General features: G+C 44.9%; 14 protein-coding genes. 2 read left to right on the top strand and 12 right to left on the bottom strand.

Going from position 1 to position 23,027, the window contains the following annotated elements; genetic code table 11:
- Positions 1–337: 337 nt before the first annotated feature.
- Positions 338–1,567, top strand: coding sequence for a quaternary amine ABC transporter ATP-binding protein (locus ACT89M_RS07035; RefSeq protein ID WP_154890862.1), 1,230 nt, complete (start codon positions 338–340; stop codon positions 1,565–1,567).
- Entirely contained in the window at positions 1,533–4,133 is a 2,601-nt protein-coding gene (locus ACT89M_RS07030) for a glycine betaine ABC transporter substrate-binding protein (RefSeq protein ID WP_154890861.1), read from the top strand. Before ACT89M_RS07035 ends, ACT89M_RS07030 begins: the two co-directional genes overlap by 35 nt.
- A gap of 219 nt (positions 4,134–4,352) precedes the next feature.
- Here the strand turns inward: ACT89M_RS07030 and ACT89M_RS07025 are convergent, their stop codons facing one another.
- The 12 genes from ACT89M_RS07025 to ACT89M_RS06970 all read right to left on the bottom strand — a co-directional run bounded on the left by ACT89M_RS07025 (position 4,353) and on the right by ACT89M_RS06970 (position 22,708).
- A complete protein-coding gene (locus ACT89M_RS07025) occupies positions 4,353–5,324 on the bottom strand; it encodes an ABC transporter substrate-binding protein (protein ID WP_154890860.1) in 972 nt (323 codons plus the stop codon).
- Between the two features lie 263 nt (positions 5,325–5,587).
- On the bottom strand, positions 5,588–11,182 hold the full coding sequence (locus ACT89M_RS07020; protein WP_487345145.1) for a 5'-nucleotidase C-terminal domain-containing protein: 5,595 nt from the start codon (positions 11,180–11,182) through the stop codon (positions 5,588–5,590).
- A gap of 419 nt (positions 11,183–11,601) precedes the next feature.
- Complete coding sequence (locus ACT89M_RS07015) at positions 11,602–12,960, bottom strand: ABC transporter substrate-binding protein (RefSeq protein WP_154982746.1); 1,359 nt, start codon at positions 12,958–12,960, stop codon at positions 11,602–11,604.
- Between the two features lie 289 nt (positions 12,961–13,249).
- Entirely contained in the window at positions 13,250–14,071 is an 822-nt protein-coding gene (locus ACT89M_RS07010) for a carbohydrate ABC transporter permease (protein ID WP_341181734.1), read from the bottom strand.
- Positions 14,068–14,934: a carbohydrate ABC transporter permease gene (locus ACT89M_RS07005; protein ID WP_090918458.1), complete on the bottom strand. Its 867-nt coding sequence runs from the start codon at positions 14,932–14,934 to the stop codon at positions 14,068–14,070. Before ACT89M_RS07005 ends, ACT89M_RS07010 begins: the two co-directional genes overlap by 4 nt.
- Positions 14,935–15,377: 443 nt before the next feature.
- Positions 15,378–17,195 carry an APC family permease gene (locus ACT89M_RS07000; protein WP_090918178.1) on the bottom strand — a complete coding sequence of 606 codons (1,818 nt, stop codon included), beginning with the start codon at positions 17,193–17,195 and terminating at the stop codon, positions 15,378–15,380.
- A gap of 356 nt (positions 17,196–17,551) precedes the next feature.
- Positions 17,552–18,553, bottom strand: a complete 1,002-nt coding sequence (locus ACT89M_RS06995; RefSeq protein ID WP_487345144.1) for a hypothetical protein — start codon at positions 18,551–18,553, stop codon at positions 17,552–17,554.
- 238 nt (positions 18,554–18,791) lie between these two features.
- The gene (gene rhaD, locus ACT89M_RS06990) at positions 18,792–19,661 is read right to left on the bottom strand and encodes a rhamnulose-1-phosphate aldolase (RefSeq protein WP_154958524.1); all 870 of its coding nucleotides are present in this window, start codon (positions 19,659–19,661) and stop codon (positions 18,792–18,794) included.
- Between the two features lie 333 nt (positions 19,662–19,994).
- Positions 19,995–20,534 (bottom strand): GNAT family N-acetyltransferase, encoded by a 540-nt coding sequence (locus ACT89M_RS06985; protein ID WP_154890857.1) that lies wholly within the window; start codon positions 20,532–20,534, stop codon positions 19,995–19,997.
- Between the two features lie 211 nt (positions 20,535–20,745).
- Entirely contained in the window at positions 20,746–21,027 is a 282-nt protein-coding gene (locus tag ACT89M_RS06980) for a hypothetical protein (RefSeq protein WP_090918184.1), read from the bottom strand.
- Between the two features lie 197 nt (positions 21,028–21,224).
- Positions 21,225–21,713: a DinB family protein gene (locus tag ACT89M_RS06975; RefSeq protein WP_154890856.1), complete on the bottom strand. Its 489-nt coding sequence runs from the start codon at positions 21,711–21,713 to the stop codon at positions 21,225–21,227.
- Between the two features lie 32 nt (positions 21,714–21,745).
- A complete protein-coding gene (locus tag ACT89M_RS06970) occupies positions 21,746–22,708 on the bottom strand; it encodes a helix-turn-helix domain-containing protein (RefSeq protein ID WP_154890855.1) in 963 nt (320 codons plus the stop codon).
- Between the last annotated feature and the right edge of the window lie 319 nt (positions 22,709–23,027).

The following is a 23,027-nucleotide window of genomic DNA, read 5'->3' as shown; positions in this document are numbered from 1 at the left end:
CTACGATGATCATTTAACCAAAAAAATAAGCTTTAATTCAGCTCATTTTCTATTGTAGGAAAAGCAATAATAAATGTAAAGATGTCTGATTAGCCATAATAAGGAGATAAACAGAGCATTTCGAAGGAAAACTTTGTACAGTTTTTACTGTATAAACATTATGTACTGTTTATTCGGTTGCTATACTGGTTAACTATTGTTAGAATACAAACCGTTACCCAGAAAGACGGGAAGCGAAGCAAAAATTACCGGATTTGGTGGCTGGGCGCACAAGTGTATGGGCTTGTGGTTGCTGAAGGCCGTTCGAAGTGCACAACACATCAGAAGGGGTGAAAACATGACCATACTTGAAGTAAAAAACGTAAGTAAACTGTTTGGCCCCCAAACCGAGCAAGGTCTTGAATTACTGGAGCAAGGTTGGGGCAAAGAAAAGTTGGCCAAAGAAAAACAAATAACGGTTGGTGTCAATCGGGTCAACATGGAAATTAAAGAAGGCGAAATCTTCGTTATTATGGGCCTGTCCGGTAGTGGTAAGTCCACACTGGTTCGGATGTTCAATCGCCTGATTGAACCAACATCCGGAGAAATACTGGTTCATGGCAAAGATTTGCGAAAAATGAACAAAGAACAATTGCGTGAAGTACGCCGGAAAACGATCAGTATGGTGTTTCAGAAGTTTGCGTTGTTTCCGCACCGCACTGTTCTTGATAATGTGGAATATGGTTTAGAAATTCAAAAGGTAGATAAGGAAGTTCGCCGTGAGAAAGCCAAGACCTCACTCGAACTGGTTGGCCTTAAAGGCTGGGAAGACAAAATGCCGGATGAACTGAGCGGCGGGATGCAGCAACGTGTCGGCCTCGCTCGGGCACTTGCGAATGACCCGGAAGTACTGCTGATGGACGAAGCCTTCAGTGCGCTTGATCCATTGATTCGTCGTGATATGCAAGATGAGTTGATTGAGCTTCAGGATAAGATGAAAAAGACGATTATTTTCATTACCCATGACTTGGACGAAGCGCTGCGCATCGGCGATCGGATTGCTCTTATGAAAGACGGCGCCGTTGTGCAGATCGGTACACCGGAGGAAATTATGATTCAACCGGCCAACTCATACGTGGCCCGCTTCGTCGAAGACGTGGACTTGTCCAAGGTCCTCACAGCATCACACGTTATGCGTCGTCCTGAAACAATTACAACAGATCGTGGTCCCCGTGTTGCTCTCGAGTTAATGCGTGAGCGTGGGATATCGAACCTGTTTGTCATTGACCGCTCCAAAAAATTGCTGGGCGTCATTACAGCAGAAGACGCAACCCGTGCAATGCGCGAAAATAAAGTATTAAACGATATTCTGATTACAGATGGTCCGACAGTGTCGCCTGAAACTCTCATTCATGAATTGTTTGAGATTGTAAGTTCAGCCCATGTGCCACTCGCCGTTGTAAGCGAAACTGGCCGTCTGCAAGGCGTTATCGTTCGCGGAGCCCTGCTCGGTGCACTAAGCGGTGAAGTCGCAACAAAGGAGGAACCTGTGAATGATTCCCAAAATACCACTAGCATCGTGGATTGAATCCATCGTTGACTGGATGAGCTCCTCGCTCTCCGGATTGTTTAAAGTGATCTCTGTCGTTATTCAGGAAGTAGTCGGATTTTTCTCGGGGCTGTTTATGTTGCCTCATCCGCTCCTGTTTATTGCTATACTAGGTGTACTGGCGTTTTTGGTAGGCAGATTGCCTCTTACCCTGTTTACTGTTATCGGATTCCTGCTTGTCGATAACCTGGGCTACTGGTCTCAATCCATGGACACGCTCGGTCTTGTTATCACGTCAGGATTGATCTCAATTCTGGTCGGTGTGCCTGTTGGTATCTGGCTGGCATACAGCAAAACGGCTGCACGGATTATCACACCGCTGCTTGACTTCATGCAGACGATGCCAGCATTCGTTTATCTGTTGCCAGCCGTTACGTTCTTCAGTCTCGGCGTTGTTCCCGGCGTTATAGCATCGGTGATCTTCGCTATTCCGCCAACCATTCGTCTGACTCACCTGGGGATTAAGCAAGTTTCCAGTGAACTGGTTGAGGCAGCGGATGCTTTTGGATCAACTTCGGCTCAGAAATTGTTCAAGGTACAGCTTCCGCTCGCCTTGCCTACGGTGATGTCCGGTATTAACCAGACCATCATGTTGTCCCTGTCCATGGTTGTTATTGCATCCATGATCGGTGCACAGGGTATCGGTGCAGAAGTGTACCGTGCTGTAACGCAGCTTCAGATTGGTAAAGGTTTTGAAGCCGGTCTTGCTGTCGTGGTACTTGCCATCGTGCTTGACCGCTTTACGCAAAATTTGTTTATGCCTGGCCGCAAAAAAACTTCTCGTGTCTCTACGAAACAAAAGGCATGGATTACTGCAGCGGCAACACTACTTGTACTTGTTGCTGGCTTCTCTCAATACTTCACGGGCAGCACAACATCTGCTGGTGGCAACAACGGAGCAGCCAATGCTGTAGGTAAGGAAGTGAACTATCAGATTATTGGTATCGATCCAGGTGCAGGCATTATGAAATCAACCGCCAAAGCCATCAAGGATTATAACTTGTCAGACTGGAACCTGATTGAAGGTTCGGGTGCCGCGATGACCGCTACACTGGACAAAGCCATCAAAAACGAACAACCAATCATCATTACTGGCTGGACTCCTCACTGGATGTTCAACAAGTATGATCTGAAATATTTGGAAGACCCCAAAAAATCGTTTGGTGATGCCGAAGAAATTCATACCATCGCTCGTAAAGGCCTGAAAGAAGATCACCCGGTTGCTTATGAGTTCCTGAAGCGCTTTAAATGGACTTCGGATGAGATGGGTGAGATGATGATTGCCATTCAGGATGGTACATCCCCTGAACAGGCTGCCAAAGATTATGCAGAGAAACATGCGGATCAGATTGACGAATGGACAAAAGGTCTGACACCGGTGAACGGTGATGCGTTCAAACTGAGTTATGTTGCATGGGATTCCGAGATTGCAAGTACCAACTTGCTGAAATATGTCATGGAGAACAAACTCGGATACAAAGTCAACGCACTTCAAGTTGAAGCTGGACCTATGTGGACGGGTGTGGCCTCAGGTGACGTAGATGCATCTCCTGCGGCCTGGTTACCACTGACACATGCTGACTACTGGGAACGTTACAAAGATCAAGTTGAGGACCTTGGAGCCAATATGACAGGTGTACGCACAGGTCTGGTTGTTCCTAAATATATGACGGACGTTAACTCGATTGAAGATTTGGAAACGGGGGCTTCAACTTCTGGTTCATCCTCTGAACCTGCGGCAAATGCCAACGTTGGAGATGAAGTCAACCACCGGATTATCGGTATTGACCCAGGTGCCGGTATTATGAAATCCACCGCCAGTGCCATTGAAAAATATGGCCTGACCAACTGGAATTTAGTAGAAGGGTCCGGCGCAGCCATGACGGCTACGCTGGACAAAGCTTACAAGAATAAAGAACCAATTATTATTACAGGTTGGACTCCGCATTGGATGTTCAACCAATATGACCTGAAATATTTGGAAGATCCCGATAAAGTCTATGGAGATGCCGAAGAAATTCATACCATCGCTCGTAAAGGTCTGAAAGAAGATCATCCGGTAGCTTATGAATTCCTGTCCCGCTTCAAATGGACTTCGGATGAGATGGGCGAGATGATGATTGTCATTCAGGACGGTACCTCACCGGAACAAGCTGCCAAAGACTATGCTGAGAAACACAAAGATCAGATTGATGAATGGACGAAAGGTCTGACACCCGTGAACGGCGATACGTTCCGTCTCGGTTATGTTGCCTGGGACTCCGAGATTGCAAGTACGAACCTACTGAAATATGTAATGGAAAAAAATCTCGGTTATAAAGTCAATGCACTGCAAGTTGAAGCCGGACCAATGTGGACGGGTGTTGCATCGGGCGACGTGGATGCTTCTCCGGCTGCATGGCTTCCTCTGACACATGCTGATTATTGGGCTAAATACAAGGATCAATTGGATGACCTTGGTGCCAATATGACAGGTGTAAAAACGGGGCTTGTTGTACCAGCATACATGGATATCAAATCCATCGCAGACTTAAAGGATAAATAAATCTTTTCTCTTGTTCAAACATTCTTTGCAGTAAGTTGATTTTGTTCTTATAGCATTGTTTCTTTTAATGAAAACGGCCTATCTCGAATGTACGAGATAGGCCGTTTTCGTTTAACTAACAAAGAGACGAAAAGGGCCTTTGTGCCTCATCGTCTCTTCTCTTATATCATTTTTATTATGAAAGGTTTACGCGTAATCCCTTAGGTGTTAATTGCTTGATTATTTCCCTGTGCCAAGAAATCCTTCTTTGAAAATATTCAATACATAGTCGAGCGTAATCGGGTCACTGTACGTCACCGCTTTGGTATCGAGCTCGATAACCTGTTTGTTCTGAACGGCCGGAATTTTACTCCAGATTCCCGACTTCATAATCTCGTTATCCCGAGTCATGTCTCTACTGAGCACGATGAAGTCACCCATGTACTCCGGAAGCACTTCAAGTGACAAGGAGTGATAACCATCTTTTAACGTATCATTCTTTACTTTTTCAGGCATATTCAACTTCATGGCTTGGTACAGCGCTTCCGTTCCACGTGCCCAGTGATCCCCCATGGCAAAAACTTCTTTATCAGCGATTTCGATGGTGGACACCGTTACTTTATCTCCATACTTCGCTTTAATCTCATTGCCGATCTCCCCGGCTCTTTTGGTGAAATCATCAATCCATGCTTGTGCTTCAGACTCTTTGTTCAGCACTTTACCAATCTCCAGTTGCTGTTGCAAATAATCGAGTTTACCCCATGTGTATATGATCGTTGGGGCAATTTTGGAAAGTTGTTCAAGATTTTTCATATGTGAACCTGCAATGATTAAGTCAGGATTCAAAGCGGAGACACTCTCCGGATCTTCATCACTTACGATAGCAACGTCTTTTAATTTATCCTTGAACAGCGGATTTTCTGCTGTCCATTTATCTACGCCCACTGGCGTTACATCCATAGAAAGGATATTGGGACCGTTCGTCAAAGCAACGATACGTTGCGGTTTAGCCGGAATTTCCACGGGCCCTGTCTCGGATTGATACGTTATCGTATCTGAAGTATTCGCTGCTTCACTGCTCGTCCCTTCCGTTGCAGTTGTCTCTTGTTTTCCATTGTCTGATGCACCGCTTGAAGCCCCGTTACCACATGCGCTGGCAATCATCGTAAACAACATCAGCACGATGAACGGTAGAATCCATTGCTTTTTCATCTGTATAGTCTCCCCTAATCGTTAATGATAATCATTATCAATTTAATGAACGTGTTGATTATATGATATGAGTCAATAGCATGTCAATCATTTATCAAAATCCCTTGTCCCAAAGTAGACTCTTGGAGAAATGTGCCTGCTTGGATACAACATATTTATCGCAAAGAAAATACAGCTAGCAGAATCAATCCTGCTAGCCGTATCCCATCATTTCAACTTCATTTGAAACACTCTAATTATGCTTCCAATCTGGTACGGAATCCTTATTGCTGCGATCTAAACTCAATGGTGGAAAGGATTAGAGTCACGACTTCAGCCCTCGTCGCTTCTGCCTTTGGATTAAACCTGTTACCTCCCGTCCCCTTCACTAATCCTGCTTCCTGTGCAGCAGCAATGTATGGAACAGCCCATGCAGGTACTTGTGTTGCATCTGCAAACGTCAGTGATGACTTGGAATCCAGCGGCAAGCCAAGGGCTCTCACCAGCATAACGGTCATCTCTACCCGTGATATTTTGCCTGTTGAACGGAATGTATCATCCGTATATCCACTAATAATGCCTTGGTCCACTGCCTGAGCAATGAAGCTTTGAGCCCAGTCAGGAATGGATGCTGCATCTTTGAAGGCTAGCGCTTTATTGCTTGCAGGCAATTCAAATGCTCGTGCCAGCATCACAATGAATTCAGCACGTGTCGCCGGCATATTCGGACGGAAGTTACTATCCTGATACCCATTGACAATGCCTCGGATAATGGCAGCTTTGATCGCTTCTCCTGCCCAGTGACTGCCGATATCCTTCAATTCCACCAGTGGGTTGGCTGGAGCCGTGCTACTGCCATTCCCGGAATTGCCCGGTACTCCCGGTGTAGCTGGATTTGTCGTTCCTCCATTACCCGGATTGCTCGGAGTTGTTGGTGTTACAGGTGTCGTTGGAGTTGGATTGCTTGTACCACCGCCATCACCCCCACTTCCCGGTGTACCGCCATTGTTGCCGCCGCCGTTACCAGGATTGTTACCATTTCCATCTCCATCTCCTGGAAGAGGGACGCCTTTAAGATCGGTGCTACGACCTTCCACAGCTTGATTTACGGTGCCGGTCCGATCCAGATGCTCAAGGAAAATCTCATAATCAACCAGATTTAATTCATAGTATCGGCCATTGTTTTTCGCGGCTCTCATGCTACGGTAGAAGTCTCCTCCGTTAGCCATAAACGAGTTTGTGGCCACAATATAATATCCGTTTGGATCAATATCGGTAAATGTTCCATTACCATTTTTAATCTGAACTTTTATCACACGCTTGCCTTCTTGAGTTACGGTATTTGTAGTAGAATCCATTTTTTCTCCAGGCTTTATGGAATCATAATAAAAACGCATACCTGATACCTGCGGGAACCGCCCTTCTCCCGTTTCCACACCGCTTACCCCGTTTTCGAGCGCGGCTGTAATTTCCTTGCCTGTCATTTTAAGTGCCGTGAGATTATTCCCGAACGGCATTACGGTCAGCAAATCCCCGAGCGTAATATTTCCTTCCTTGAACGAAGCACGTATACCTCCACTGTTCTGGATCGCGACGTACCCTTTGACGTCATTCTCTTTTACGATCGATTTTACTTTTTCCAGCATGCCATCGGTCATAAAATTCCCCAGATTCGTTTCCTGCTTCCTTACACTTCCGCGCTCTCCATCCAGGAATACGTTTGTTTTACCGATGACTTTTTTCTTATATTCGGCCAAAGGTGATGCATATTCTTGCAACTTCGCCAGTGCCTGTGCATCATCTTTATACACGAAAGCATCGTCGGCTCCCTTGGCATCGAGGTTCAGCAATCTTCCATTCCACTTCTTCAAGATGCCTGCTTCATCAAATGTCACATCAAGTTTACCAAGCGATACATCATATTCTCCCGTCTGCACCACCAGGGTTGGTTCCTCTGCATCCCCAACCACGATCGGTTTGTTCAAAATGGTATGGGAATGTCCGCCGACAATGATATCGATGCCTTTTACGGCTTCAGCCAGCTTCAAATCCTCGGAGTAACCGAGGTGTGTCAGGGCAATAATTTTGTTAATACCCTCTTCTTGCAACATATTTACCGTTGCTTGTGCACTAGCCTGAACATCCTGGAATTTCAGATCATCTCCTGGTGAAGACAGGGACACTGTGTCTGAAGTGGTTAAACCAAATATCCCCATTTTCTCCCCGTTCACCTCGGTTATAATCGCCGGATAAATTTTGCCATCTTCCCCTGGTTGCCCGATGCTGGCTTGATACAAACTGCCCAGATCGGTATCCTTCGTGTAGTCAATATTGGCACTTACAAAAGGGAATTCCGCTTTATGAATGAATTCTTTCAGCACGGCCGGCCCTTTATCAAATTCATGATTCCCGAAGGTCATCGCATCATATCCGATCATATTCATAAACTCCAGATCAGCGAGACCATTGAAAAGGTTGAAATATAATGTCCCTGAAAATACATCCCCTGCATCCAGCACAAGTGTATCGTCGTTGCGAGCTTCTTTTATCGCTGTCACACGGCGAGGAATGTTGTCCAGATGCGCATGTGTGTCATTCGTGTGTAGCACGCGTAGCTTAAAATCACCTGCTTCTGCCGGTTCTCCGATACTCAGCTGTGCCAGCAGCGGATCATGATCACTAACTCGTCCGTATGAGGTTTCAAAGTCAGCGTTGACATGTACTACCTCAATTGCCGCCGTGTCTGACAGATTTTTACTCACCAGAATGTGATCCAGAGTCTGGGAATTGCCATCGTAGATGTAGGAATAACGCTGATTCTCAGGTAGCTTGTCGACCAGATTATCAAGTTCATTGCCTGCAACGATGTTTAACGTCTTGGAAAACTGAAAATCGTTAAAATCACCAAGTACAGCTACATTGACTTCAGGGTCTTTGGCAGTCAATTCTTTTACAAAACCGTTCACAAGCTCAGCTTGCTTGGCCCGCTGCACTTCACTGCTCCGCGTTGCAGGCTGGATTCTGCCAAACGGTTTCAGATCACCGCCTTTGGAATTAAAATGATTCGCAATCACAACGACTCGCTCACCGTTGAATTCGAATTCCGCAGCCAGCGGTTTACGTGAACTAGCAAATGCTTCATCCGTCGGAGCAATACGGCCAGGATTAAAAGACAAGCTTCCGTCAGCGGAAACAGCGACTGCTTTGGACGCATTGCCTTTACCTATCCCCGCCGCCAAGGAAACTCGTTCTGGTTGGTATAGGAAACCTACACGAATGTTGGCCCCTGGTGCACCGCCATCCTTATTATTTTCCGGAGCAATTTCACTGAATTGATAAGTGGGGCCATGATTGGTCTTGATCGCATCGATCAGCGTCTGAAAGCTCTCATTCGCTTCCGTTGTCCCCGTATCCGCATCACCGTCATTATCCTGTACTTCCATAATGCCGATAATATCTGGTGCTTTCAGATTGTCTACAATGATTCTTCCAATTTTCACAGCTCGTGCAGCATCCTTTTTGCTGAAATTCTCCACATTAAATGTGGCGATGGTCAGCTTGTCCTCCGCCTTCTCAATAGTCGTCACCGCTTGCTCGGTTGGACCCGGGATGACGGGTGGCAATGCCCCATCGGGATTAATTCTGAAATTGCCGTTCGTATAGGTCATCACCCCAACGACGTTACCGTTCAGTTTATCTCCGGTCTTGACGGCACCAGATGGTTTTTTACCAATAAATAACCGTTGCGGATTAAGATCACTTTCGAAGGTTTCTTTTCCGTTATCCGTCAAAATAACACCGCCCGCAGGAGTACGAAGCGGATTATTAACACCATTGTCCACGACAACGGCAAGACCCGGTTGGCTAGAATATGGCCCTATAATCTCAGGATTTTCAAGCTCTACTCTCATGCCCTCCAAACTTTCATAGAAATCTATGGCATCCGTCTCGGGGTTAAATACCGACAGCGAATCGCTGTCAATAACCGTTGGAATGATACGTCCATTTTTCCCCAGCAAAGCAGGGGCTGGCAACGGTTGATCCTGACCTTCTACCGTAATGGAAGAAGCTACAATTTCTGTTGTTGCCAATTCGGATTCTGATACAGCGTACTCCTTCACTTGACCCGATACTTTGACTCTATTTCCTGTAATCATGCCATGAGATGATTTGTATACAAGGATAGCCTCCGATGTGTTGTCATCATTGTCTTCCATCCCGGGAATCTCTTGCATGTAAAACGAATTTGAATTCACCACATACGTTACAATTCCTTCAACATTTTGCACGGCTAGTCCATCATATAACGAGGAATGTGACGCCCCTTGAATATCATGAATTCTAAGATTGTCCAGTTCCTGAATAACCCTGTAACTAAAACTGTATACTTGGCTAATTTTACCGTCTAATACAGCCACTGCTTTAACTAAAGTATCCTCATGGATTGTGATTGGCTGGTTATATAAGGTGGATGCTGTCGTCGGATCAGCCCCATCGACTGTAAAATAAATGCTCGCACCCGCCATAGGCGAGGACAATGAGACGTTTGAGCCTGTTACGATTCCACCCGAAGGTACACTAGCTGTTACAGAAAGTAGATTTTCGACAACATCTGCTGACGTACGAGGAATCAGCTCAAGTCCATAACTGGTGTGATAGGTCATGACACCTGTTACTTTTTCGTATGTCTTGTCTGTTTGGAGTGCAGAAGGACTATTTTTGGCATAAATGATGATCTCGCCGCCTTGTGCATCTGTCGCATAAAAAGTAGAACTGCTGTTTTTTGTCACCGTAACTTCATTTACTTCGACAAGCATTCCTTCATATTTTCCTCCTGATCCTTTTCCCCCACCTGGCGCTGGGACAAAGTCACGGGATGTAAGCTTGAGAGGCTCGGGTAAGCTTTGATGTTTGTTCAAAATTTTAATATACCCGCCTGGAAATCCAGCTTTATCTTTCTCCACTTGAAGCAGACCATTGTATAGGCTAAGCGGGCCATAGGCTTCAATCTGATCACCTGGTTCCACACTTGCATCAGTTCCACGTATAACAATTCCTGCATTTTCATCTTGAATATACAGGTTTGCCATACCTCCGGATTCTTCTCGATAGGTAACCAACCCTTGGACAGTTACGGGTTCATTTTCTGACTTGGTTCGTGCTTCCGAGATAGAAACAGGGGTATTGTTAACCACGGTGTAATCCAAAATTGTGAAGTCGCTATCTTCCAATCCTGTTTTATGTGCGTAAGCTTCAATGTGAGTAGCATCCGTTATCGTAATCGGGGATGTGTAGGGGATAAATTCAGTCTCATCATTTAATCTGTAAGAAATGGAACCTCCAACCGTAGTTGTCTCCAAAGTAATCAAGGTTCCAGAGGGAACAGCGCCTGATGAAGGGTTCGCACTAACACTTGCTGCCTTCGTTTCAGGTTTTTCATCCACCTGTTGAAATTTGGTTGAAGAAATACTTCTAATGCCATTGACAGTGAAATAGGTTTCTAATGATCCATTCGTAATCCTGACTTTGGAATGATACAGGGAGGTATTGCTTTGTAATCCGAAAGTGCTACGAGGTGCATTCATAGGTACTTGTACCGGCATCATTTTACTGATATCCGTTTCTTCAGGACGATCTGCCAGAGCAAAATTAGTATCCGATGTAAAGGGTGGATTCAACTGAACGGACGATCCACCGTTGTAGTAGCCAACAACATATCCTTCAATCGTCGCCGTTGATTTATCGGAATTCTTCGCTTGTGCCTGGGCTACAGTTAATACTTCATCTGCTGCTGATGCTTTGCTGTCTAACAGCCCTGCTGGTATAGCTCCTGTCAGTAGCAACATTGTCGCCAGAAATATTCTGAACCACCTAATCATCTGCATACGATACATGTTTAACCTACCCCCATGTTTTTTTAAATTAGCAATCATTTGTTCACATAGCTTGTACATTAGTTCAAATATAAGATAACTGAACGATAGAGACATGTAAATCATATTTCTTCAAAATGATAGAAAATAGAACATAAACATTACGAATGAATTAGTTTTTATTAACTTCGGGATCCATTCGTTCGCTTTTCAGGACTTAAAGAGGACATTTTGTAGGCAAAACTATAACAAGTTAAGTATACAGACCTATATCGCGTTAACTTTAGTAACATATAAATTGATTATTACTCATGGATTCGACAGTGAATGATGTAAAATATAACTAAATACACACACCATAATACGGCGATCGATAGGACCGCCGCATCTGGTTACGTTCTAATTCATTTCTGCTTCACGGATTGTTATTTCTTCACTGTGCTATTGTACTGCTTGATTTTTTCCGTAATCTGCTGTGCCGCCGCATCCAGTGCTTCTTGTGGCGCTCCTTGCCCATTCAGCACCGTTTCAATCGCTCCTTCGACAATTTGTCTCGCTTCTGGAAAAACACCCATAACTGCGCCGGATGTTGCTGTCGAATCGGCTGAAGCATGCAATTGGTCGACTGCTGTCTGGAACTGCGGATATTTCGTCATATTATCCTTTAATACTTGCTGATCGTAGGCTGCTGTCGTAATTGGGAAGTATCCTGTCGCCACACTCCAGTTCGCTTGTACCTCAGGTGTAGCCAGATACTTGATAAACTCCCAAGCGGCCTGCTGCTGCTCTTCCGATTTGTTATTCATAATGTACAAGCTTGCCCCACCAACAACCACGCCGCCTTCTTTAGCATCCGCTGGACGAGGCAGGAAACCTGTTCCCAGTTCAAACTTGCCGCCTGATCCTTCAACGATTTTGCGCAGCCCTGCTGTGGAATCCAGCGTCATACCAATCTGCTGTGCCGTAAATGCTGCCGTGGTGTCGTCTGTATTACGTCCCAGATTCGAGAGGGTTTTCTCGTCAATCATCTTTTTCCACCACGTTAACGTCTTCACACCCGCTTCGGAGTTCAGCATAGATTCGGTTGCCGCCGCGCTTCTCCCGTTTCCATTGTTTACATAATCTGCATTCTGGTTTGCGAAAAATTGTTCCATAAACCAGCCATAAATCGCCATCGACGCTCCTGGTTTACCGTCTTTGGACAAAGCCTTAGCTGCTTGCTCGAACTCTTCATACGTCTTTGGTGGATTCTCCGGGTCCAATCCGGCAGCCTTGAACATATCCTTGTTGTAATACAAAATTGGATTCGATGTATTAAACGGCATCGCATTCAGTTTGCCATCAATTGTATAATAACGAATAATGTTCGGCTCCAGTTGGGACAGATCAAACTTGTCCTTGTCGATGAACTGTTGCACCGGTGTAATCATGCCCGAGTCAATCATAAACTTACTGCCAATCTCATAGACCTGGATCAGATCCGGCCCACTGTCGGAACCCATTGATGCTTTAAGCTTATTCAAGCTCTCGTCATATTTCCCTTGGTAGATCGCTTTAACCTGAATCTCTGGATGGCTTGCATTGAAATCGGAAGCAAGTTGGTTAATGGCTTTCTCGCCTGCACCGGACATGGAATGCCACCATGTCAATTGAGTTGTTTTAGCTGCTGCCGCATCAGCTTGTGTCCCACTTGCCGGGCTACTTGTTTCTGTTTTCGTACCACAAGCCGAAATAACCAACATCAGCGCTGCTAGCATTAGTGCAAAGGTTCCTCTTCTTTTCATGTCGCTCTCCTTTAGATGGCTCGCGTTATAAAAAAACATTTGTTGAGACTGCACGTTGTAGCCGTTACGGATACGAATCATTCTTACGATCGCTGTTGTCTCCAGATTTACCTGAACTATTTTTTAGTCGTTAAAATCCCAGAGACAAAGGCGAACGCTTCGCTTCTTCAGAATTGATTCTTCTCCTCCACTACTCTTGCAGCTCATCAAAACCTTTTATACAAGGCGAGCCTCATTTTATTCGCTCATGGCATTTCATGCGTAACCTGAACGGTGATGCAGGTTTCCTTTATCCCTTAAGTGCTCCGGCTGCCATGCCTCGCACTAGTTGCTTTAGTCCAAAGATCAGTAGTAGCAGAGATGGCAGGATCACCATCGCAGTTCCGGCAAACACCAGATTCCACGCCGTGGATTCCTGGAACTCCAGCATAGAAATTCCGATTTGAGCCGTTCTCATCTCGGGTGTGTTGGTTACAAGCAACGGCCAGAGATACGCGTTGTACATACTGAGGAACGAGTAGATCGCCAGTGTGCCAAGTGCCGGACGAGACAACGGCAAGACATGTGAGATGAAGTAACGAATGTGTCCGCATCCATCTATCTTTGCTGCTTCGAACAGCTCTTTGGGCAACTGCATAAAGAACTGCCTGAGTAGAAAGGTGCCAAATGCGGTTGCGAGAAACGGCACCGTCATTCCCTGATAACTATCCAGCCAGCCCCAGCTGCGAATGGTCAGATAGTTCGGAATCATCGTCACTTCCCACGGAATCATCATGGTGGCCACAAACATGCTGAAGATAACGTTTTTACCTTTAAATTGCATTTTGGCAAAAGCATAAGCAGCCATACTGGCTGTAATTAATTGCCCGATCGTAGTCAACCCCGCCACCAGAAAGGTATTCCCGATGAATCGTCCAATCGGCACAATATCGAACACTTCTGCGAAGTTGGATAAATCAATGGATGTCGGGATGATATGCGGTGGATACGCACTCGCATCCTCAGGCATCATCACCGCCATGAAGAAGGTGTACATCACCGGATACAATACCAGTGCAGCGCTGATCGTCAGCAACATATAGAGCAACATCTGATTCCATTTTGCATTCATTGGTAATGCACTTTCCTCTCTACCCATTTGAATTGAAGCAGGGTCAGTAGCATAATGACCGCGAACAGAATTAAAGCCTGTGCACTTCCTGTCCCGAAGCGGAAGTTCACAAATGCTTCCTGATAGATGGAATACACAAATACATTTGTGCTATCCATCGGGCCGCCCCGCGTGAGAATGTTGATCTGACCGAACGATTGAAACGCACCAATGATGGATACCACCGTCACAAAGAACAACGTTGGCGACAACAGCGGCATGGAAATTTTGCGAAACGTGAGCAAAGCGCTCGCCCCATCCATCTTGGCACTTTCGTAGATCTCATCCGGAATTCCCTGTAATCCGCTGGATAGAATGATGTAGTTGAAACCAAGGTTCATCCAGATCGTCATGATGGAGATTGAAACCAATGCCCAATCGGGACTCGTTAACCAAGGAATTGGATCAATGCCTGCTTTGCCAAGCAGATAATTAAGCATCCCCAGCGTCGGATGGAAAAGAAACTTCCAGATGACGGCCGACGAGCCTACCGATAACACAACAGGCAGCGAGAAGACAAATTGGAACACACGCATTCCCTTAAAGCGGTTATGAGTCAAAGCCGCCAGTATAAGGGCTACGAATATGCCTGTCGGTACGGTGAACAGAACAAACAGTAATGTCACTTTCATGCCTTGCATAAACAGACCTGACTGGAATACCGCTTTGAAGTTATCCAGCCCTACATAAGCCGCAATCTGTCCCGTCGGGTCGGTAGAATGCAGACTCAAGTACACTGACTTGAACATGGGATAAAACAGAAACACAGCGAACAAAAGCAGCGATGGTGCTAGAAAACCGTAAGCCAGCACGTTCTCCCTCATCCGCTGCAACCGCAGCGAAGTTGTCCGACGATTGTAGGAATTCGAGGTTATACGCCGTTTTATGGCAGGCAGGCTGAACTGGTTGTCAAGATCACTCATCTGAAGTTTTTCCTCCTTGAACACCCTTCTTGGATTACACCTCTTGGGTTATGCTCTCGGTGTACAAGCTCTGAGATGAATAACTCATCTGAACTCAGCACCACGAACTCTAGTTTAATTTTCCAATGTCACAGCAATATGGAACTTGCATCAAATTCAAGTTAATCCTTGCCCAACCGTTTTACATAACGCAACATAGAACAGGATGAATTTACCAAACTGCACAAATGCGCAAAAAACCGCAAGGAACCTCCAATCTGGAGATTTCCCTGCGGTAATATGTGTAAATACTATATTAAACATTAACGTTATATTGATAAAACCTGCTTTACATTCATTTTCCATTACCGATTCAGATGATACGGCACCGTCGTCACAATCACATCTTTATAATTAATTAGATAAGCCCGAATCATGAAGCTGGTCTGGTTATGCAGTACATTTTGCCACCAGTGCTTCGTAATAAATTGCGGTATCAGGATGGTGATATGATCGGTTTCGGCTGTTTTCCATTCCACCGTATCAATGAATTTCTTCAGCGGGCCCATAATGCTGCGGTACCTCGATTTGATTACGACCAGACGGACGCCTGGATTCCATTCTTCCCACTTCTGCTCCATCTTCCGTATAGCCTCATCATCAAAGCCGATGTACAGTGCCACCACATGATCCGACATCGTCTGGGCGTAACTGATGGTATTCATCACCACCCGAGTAATGCCCGCCACCGGAATAACAATCGTATTGCCTTTCTTGGCCGGTTTATCCACCTGAATATCGATACGTAGTTCGTCTGCGATGTTGCAGTAATGGCTGCGAATGCGCATGAACACATAAACGACCAGTGGCAAGAAGATAAAGATAACCCATGTCTGCGTGAACTTGGTGAAAATAAAAATGAGTGTAATCGACAGTGTGGTCAGCATACCGATTGTATTCACCAGCAGTTTTGTCTTCCACCCTGACGGTTTAATTTTAATCCAGCGTATCATCATGCCGAGCTGCGACAGTGTAAAAGGAATGAACACCCCGACCGCATAGAGCGGGATCAGGTTGCCAGTATCCCCTTTAAATCCAACGACAAGAAGTGCCGACATGACGCTGAGAAAAATAATCCCGTTGGAGAAGCCCAGACGGTCTCCTCGCACCATGAACATATGCGGCATATATTTATCCTTCGCCATCATGAAGGACAACAGCGGGAAAGCAGAGTATGCCGTATTCGCCGCGAGGAACAAGATCAGGGCTGTAACACCCTGGATAATAAAATACATCCATCCTCTGCCAAACGTAGCTTCGGCAATCTGGGAAATGACCGTTGCTTTGGGATCAGGTTTGATCCCATACCCAAAGGCTAACAGCGTAATACCGATAAACATGGCACCAAGGATGCATCCCATCAGCAGCAACGTTCCGGCTGCATTTTTCTCCGCAGGTTGCTTGAAGTTCGGAATGGCGTTACTAACCGCCTCAACCCCGGTCAAAGCCGAGCATCCAGAGCTGAACGCTTTAAGCAGCAGGAAGATACTGACATGCGACAGACTTGTTCCGAATTCCGGAGCCGCAGCATGCATACCACCAGTCAGAAATTTGAATCCACCCGAAATAATGAGTATCGCAATCGAAAAGATAAACAGGTAAATAGGGATCGCCAGCACCGAAGCTGACTCCGTAACCCCTCGTAGATTCATAACGGTCAGAAACACAATCATAATAAGCGCAATAATGACACTATAGTCATGCAGTACAGGAAAAGCAGATGTGATCGCATCCGTACCTGCGGAAGAACTTACAGCCACGGTCAGGATATAATCGACTAGCAATGAACCCCCGGCAATCAAGCTCGGTGTGGTGCCCAGGTTATCCTTGGCTACGATATACGCGCCGCCCCCTGTAGGATAAGCAAATATGGTCTGGCGATACGAAAAAATTAAAATGACGAGCAATCCCAGCACGGCGATGGAAATCGGAACCGAGTACCACAAGGCGGCGAATCCCGCCGCAACCAGCACCAGCAAAATCTGTTCCGTACCGTAGGCCACGGATGATAAAGCATCGGAAGACAGGATGGCGAGCGCCTTCCATTTCCCCAATTTTTCTGCATCCAATTCAGCCGACTTCATTGGCTTGCCGATTAAGATTCTCTTCATTTTGCCAAGCATGATCATAACTTCCTTCCATCTCTTGTCTATAAGCTTCTTTGCTTCTCATCTGGGTAACAATGTCTGTTCTTATCTATGAAGCATAGTTATTATGCAAAATCGCAGAGCCATTGACAATACGTCATTTCACCCGAAAATCGCCAGCGCGTGATAATGCATTCTACGATTCAATATTCGATAACAAAGCCTTTCTTGCTAAGCAAAATGAACGTTTTTGACCCAAAACGGCGATTGTTTGCCTGATAAAAGAAAAAGACCTTCGGTTCAAAGAACCCAAGGCCAAGATAACTACATCAGAGGAACTTCATATTTTAAAATTTCTATACCAAAGAAATACAGTATCTGTTTAGATTCCACTAAATCACCAAGTTGTTAAGCAACTTATCACTAATGTCAATGTCTATCTCTTTTAATTTTACAACGGCTGAATTTAAACTTTCAACCAAACCAATATTGTTAGTTATTATCATTTTTAAATATAAATTCCTCAAAATCAGAGAATGGTCACGCACCATCTTGTACTTTGAAATAATTTCATTCGGTTCTTTTAATCTATCTAGGTCTGTTAAGTATTTAATCCTAAGCATCATACATTCCTTGTGCTCGTATAATAAATGGGGTATTCGTATATCTTTGCTTGAAGTGTTATGTTGTATTCCTTTCAAATGCTCTATAAATCCATCATAAGTGCTCATTCCATAGTAATGACTATCCGATAGCGGATTAGAATTCATCATATTACGTTTAGAAGAGTTATTGGAGTACATATAGTCCTCCAATAACTCTTTGATAAGATTCATATTCAACTCATATTTAATATTTTTTTTGTAAATTTGAGTAATTGGTGCCCCTGCACTGTGAATAGCTTTCTCCATTAATTCAAAGGGAACACTTGTTTTTTCATATTGCATATTCTGATCAAATCCACTAACCAAATATAATTTGTTAGCTAAATCATAACCATAAATTAATATGTCATGATAATATTTTTGTTCAATTTGATAGGCTTTACGTGATGGAATATAATATTCGTCTACAATTGTATACAAATAATGTCCTTCATCAATTGAATACCGTAGAACATCATGAACATCACAAGATAATTTTTCAAAAAAAATGTTGGGCGACATTGGACAAAAATCCAGCCAAGGAACTGCTGTGTGAAATTCTTCTGTTGCTAAATGAAAATCAATAGAGTAATTAAACAAGTCTTCTTGATGAGAGGTTCTACCAACAACCTGAATATAATTTGAGTAAAACCAGGGAAGACATTCAGGATAGTTTAAAATAATAGATAAGCGGTATGCATGGATTTGATAGCAACGAATGGGAGAATCTGCTAAAGGAAGAACAATCACTAGTGCCTTTTACCCCCTTGAAATTATTAATTAAGTTACCCACATTAAACTTAAATATAATTGCGACTTTGATTATTAATCAGTTAAACAAATTCTAATCAAACCTAGTTCATATAACAACCTGACAATTTATAGATGTTTCATCGGATAATTAATAAATAATATTGTCTTAGACTTTACCGCTTTTCAATCATTGGGAAATTAGACATGAATGAATGTGTTCTTTTTGCCCATGCTCCTACTTCGATCTAAAAGAGCCCAAATAACTTTGAATGATTCCGGGACGAGGGGTTACGCCAAATTGTTCTGTAAGAGCAAGTAGTTGCTCATCCGTAATCCGCTGCCTGATATCGTGACCTGCAACAAGCATGTACACTTGTGCTGCTTTCTCGATGGTCTCAATCAGACCAAACGCTTCGTCAATCGTTGTACCTGTTCCAAAAATGCCGTGCTGCGGCCAGATGACCGCATGATACTCCTGCATTTTCTCCGCAGTTGCGCGGCCGATTTCATTCGAACCGGGCATCATCCAAGGGATGATCCCAACGCCATCTGGAAATACCACCACACATTCGGTACACATCTGCCAGAGTGTCTTGGTAAACTTGGCCTCATCCAGCTCATGGATAAAGGTCATCGCAAGTACATGTGTCGCGTGGTTGTGCATGACAACCCGGTGGTTCGGGTCTCTTTTCAAACGTTCAATATGGCTCATAAAATGGGTCGGCAGTTCACTTGTCGGGTTCGCGCCACCGTTCAGCCCCCACAATACCTCCAGCTCCTGTCCATCCGCAGATACACGCAATACACCCAGATTGCCTTCCGGGTCTGCCAGCACGTTTTTGAAATATTTGCCCGATGCCGTAACGATAAAATACTGTCCCGCCAGTTCTTGCACGGAAAAGGCAGGTGTAATGGTGCGGATCACATGATGAATGTCAATGTAAGGTGCAACCTCTTCCTCTTTCAGTAGATAGCTGACATTACCGCCATTACGCTCATCCCATCCATTTTTCCACATATGCTGCGTAATCTCTGCCATCTCGCGTACAAATGGAATATTGAATCCGGCAGGTTGCTGTCTTTCGGTCTGAAGGGTCACGTTCATGTCTATCCTCTCCTATGTTCAAGTATAAAATGGGGCTGTCACGATCAAATTAAGTTCCTTTTTTCACATTCATTATACCTTTGTTTCTGTTTGTTAGTCAATAATAAACACAGATTATTATTTTATTTATTTTTGTTTATCTTTATTTTATTGTAAAACGTCGAAAACAAGCAAAAAAATACCCCGCCGTCGTCCGGCAGGGTCAGTCACACATCTATTTAACACGAGAAGGGGTTTACAAGAGTTATCATATCTTTCCCACCTTAATAGAAGCTGAACGCGAAATAAAAAATGCATGAAAACGACTCAAGATAAGATACCCTAGAACGTTAATCAGCGGGCAGTATTATTTTTCCGTAATCTATAGAAAGGCTTCATCACACCTGTTGCTTCATCCCGTCGCTCGTGCATTTGCTCAAATCCCAGTTGGCTCAAAATGTGACATGCCGCTTCATTATCCGGATGATGACTTGCCACCAGCGTCGCTACCTCTAATTTGTCAAAAGCATAACGAACAACAGCCTGCGCCGCTTCTTGCGCATAGCCTTGTCCCCAGTGATCCCGAGTCAGCAGGAAACCAAGCTCATAGATGTTCTCCTCCGGATCATAAGTGCAGAGGCCACAGCAGCCGATAAACACGTCTGAATCTTTCTGAAAAAGGGGCCAGTACTGCACCCCCTCCTGCTTCTCACGCTCGATCTCCTGAGTTAGCCTCGCCTCTACTTCGTCTTCGCTCAGAACCTCGTTGCCACGAACCCACCGGGTCACCTCATGATCACCCCAGAGCGCAAACGCGAGGGCACGATCACCTTCGTCCCATGTCGTAAATACAAGTCGCTGCGTTTCCAATATTTTGGTTTGCTTACGGTTCATATTCTATCAACCTCCCGAATCCCAGGCACAGTCTCAACGTGCGGTCTATACTATTCCATTAATCGTGTACGGTTCAGAGTAAACTCTCGGGCCCCAACATTTTATGTAGTTTGATACGCCTTCCCCTGTTTACGACAAGGCTTCAATATAAAAAAAGACCCCTGCCGACCCTGTCGGCAGAGGTTCATACGTTCTACTAACATCCGATAGATTACGCCAAAGCAACTTCAATCGTACCGGAAGCAGCACCTCCCTGGTTCGCCAGCAAAGCGAAGACCAGCACCTGACTTGCGGTAATGCTCAAACTGCTGTTCACCGGAACAATATAAGTGACAACTGGAGCATTTACACGAGTGATGACGAGAGATACCGGAAACGGTCCATTGTTGTTCACCGTAACACTTGCATTGGTGCCGCCAGACAGGTTTTCATAGTAGGATTTACCCACACCCGCTGGCAGATTGTAGAACTGTAATGGTAAAAGGATGGCCATCAAAATCACCTCCTTTTTGCTTTGATACGGTATTCTATGTTTCAAATCTAGTAAAGCCACGGTGAATTAACCCTGGTAGAACGTACATTTATAGCTGACATATAAGTTTAATAGATAACGTATCCCGCGAAAAACAAAAAAAGCCCCACCGGATGATCCGGCAGAGCTGCTTGTCCAAGAACATACCCAGGAACAAACTAGGCATACAGCATAAAAAAGTTCAATTCATGGCCTTGTTGTTTGAGGTAATTATAGAGCTGTGAGCGATGGTGGAACACATGTGTGAGCGTTTCGATCTGCCACTGCACCTGCAGGTGTCCATGCTCTGCATAGAAAGCTTTGGTAGAGCGGTTCAGAAAGTCCTCTTCGCTGAGACTTGTAATATATGCTTTGTACGCCTCGAAATTGCTCCATAATGTCTTTTCCAGTTGCTCAATATCCTGGTTTCCAGATAAACGGTTCTCCACTTGACCTACTTCAGCCTCACCTTTCTCTTGCATGATGACAAGATCCGAAGCCGTAATCTGAATAAAATGATGCACCAGCTCCACAAGGGAACGCATATTGTCCTGCGGACGATACGCCCAGTCCTCCGGACGAATTAGACGAATTAACGAAGCGCCTGTGCGTACGCCTGTTTCCAGTTCCGTTAACAGATGCTCTCGAATTTGCAATGTTCCATTCATGATTCATTACTCCTTTGTGATAAGTCTATGATTCATAGTATAACGGAAGATACGGCCGCATCATTGTACTTTTCGGACAACATCTGTTGATGCTCCTGAACAGCAACTAGCGGTGTATCACCGTAAAACTTGCGGAATTGCCTGATCAGATGCGCCTGATCGTAAAATCCATACGTCTGTGCCAGTTCAGCTCCGTCCGTAGCCAAGCCTTTGCGAATGCCATGCAGCACCTGATGGAAACGAACAATTTCACTAAAACGCTTGGGACTGATGCCCACTTGTTCGGTCATTTTGCGATGCAACTGACGTTCACTGACAGCTTCTCCCTGGGCAAGGTCTTGTATACTCAAGCGGCCATTATCCTTGAAGATCCGATAGAGCACATTACGAAGCAAATCCTGATCAGCATGATGATGAATCGGGCTACTGTGCAGGGTCACTCGGCGGAGGTAGGACTCCATCACCTGTACACGCTGGGCAAAATCCCTCGTTTCCTCCATCTTCAACTGCAGCTCGTCCCATCGGTCTGGCCAGCATTCTTCCAGGGGTATACGTCGGTCTGTAAACAAATTCAGTGACTGACCGTGTAAAAAAGGAGCTCCCCCGGGAAAAAAGCGAACCCCAAACGTATATGCTCCCGTAGTAGGCGCTGTCAACGATAACGGAAAAGCAAAAGGCTGCATGTAATTGCCGCAATAGCTATACGTATACCTTTCTTGCTCTGGATTATAATCGATCAGGATGTCAGTGCAACCATCTGGTAATACCCGGGCAGAGGCCGGAAATTTCAACCTTAAGTCATTGACCTTGATGTCCATGTCCATTCCATCTATGCCATACTTGCCATCTTCCATATGTTCCCGAGTTCCTGACTCCCAATAACAGGCTATATAAGGTGTAAGCACAGGGGAAGGACTATTCTCTATGTAGTATGTACGGGGGTCCATCCCATTCATCTGTACCGGACGATACAATGCGTGCAGACGAGCGTCCATGCATTTCCCTGCCTTTCCCTTTTATGCGAAAAAGAGCCTCATCTAATCGGTATCTCCCGGTATCTCTCAATATCTCTTGGTTCACATTATATAATTATGCTCATTCTTCTCTCTCATCATATCATGAGTATGATCGCTCAGCTAAACATAAAAAAAGTGCCCTGCTCGGAGGACAATCCGAACAGGGCCAGTCACACATCTATTTAACACGAGAAGGGGTTTACAAGATTTATATTAATCCCTCAACCTTAAGAGAAACTGAAATCCAGATGAAGAACAGATCAAAAAATGAACGAAGGACAGATGAAGAACAGAAGAA

This window comes from Paenibacillus sp. NN59 (genome assembly GCF_057597225.1).
Note: the sequence above shows the minus strand (reverse complement) of the source record. Positions and strands in the feature narration are given on the sequence as shown.

What these genes read in the sequence shown, in the direction of transcription:
- ACT89M_RS07035 (WP_154890862.1), top strand. Translation starts at nt 338, where the DNA reads ATGACCATACTTGAAGTAAAAAACGTAAGTAAACTGTTTGGCCCCCAA.
- rhaD (WP_154958524.1), bottom strand. Translation starts at nt 19,661, where the DNA reads ATGAACGTGACCCTTCAGACCGAAAGACAGCAACCTGCCGGATTCAAT.
- ACT89M_RS07010 (WP_341181734.1), bottom strand. Translation starts at nt 14,071, where the DNA reads ATGAATGCAAAATGGAATCAGATGTTGCTCTATATGTTGCTGACGATC.
- ACT89M_RS07030 (WP_154890861.1), top strand. Translation starts at nt 1,533, where the DNA reads ATGATTCCCAAAATACCACTAGCATCGTGGATTGAATCCATCGTTGAC.
- ACT89M_RS06975 (WP_154890856.1), bottom strand. Translation starts at nt 21,713, where the DNA reads ATGAATGGAACATTGCAAATTCGAGAGCATCTGTTAACGGAACTGGAA.
- ACT89M_RS07020 (WP_487345145.1), bottom strand. Translation starts at nt 11,182, where the DNA reads ATGATTAGGTGGTTCAGAATATTTCTGGCGACAATGTTGCTACTGACA.
- ACT89M_RS07005 (WP_090918458.1), bottom strand. Translation starts at nt 14,934, where the DNA reads ATGAGGGAGAACGTGCTGGCTTACGGTTTTCTAGCACCATCGCTGCTT.
- ACT89M_RS07015 (WP_154982746.1), bottom strand. Translation starts at nt 12,960, where the DNA reads ATGAAAAGAAGAGGAACCTTTGCACTAATGCTAGCAGCGCTGATGTTG.
- ACT89M_RS07025 (WP_154890860.1), bottom strand. Translation starts at nt 5,324, where the DNA reads ATGAAAAAGCAATGGATTCTACCGTTCATCGTGCTGATGTTGTTTACG.
- ACT89M_RS07000 (WP_090918178.1), bottom strand. Translation starts at nt 17,195, where the DNA reads ATGCTTGGCAAAATGAAGAGAATCTTAATCGGCAAGCCAATGAAGTCG.
- ACT89M_RS06985 (WP_154890857.1), bottom strand. Translation starts at nt 20,534, where the DNA reads ATGAACCGTAAGCAAACCAAAATATTGGAAACGCAGCGACTTGTATTT.
- ACT89M_RS06980 (WP_090918184.1), bottom strand. Translation starts at nt 21,027, where the DNA reads ATGGCCATCCTTTTACCATTACAGTTCTACAATCTGCCAGCGGGTGTG.
- ACT89M_RS06970 (WP_154890855.1), bottom strand. Translation starts at nt 22,708, where the DNA reads ATGGACGCTCGTCTGCACGCATTGTATCGTCCGGTACAGATGAATGGG.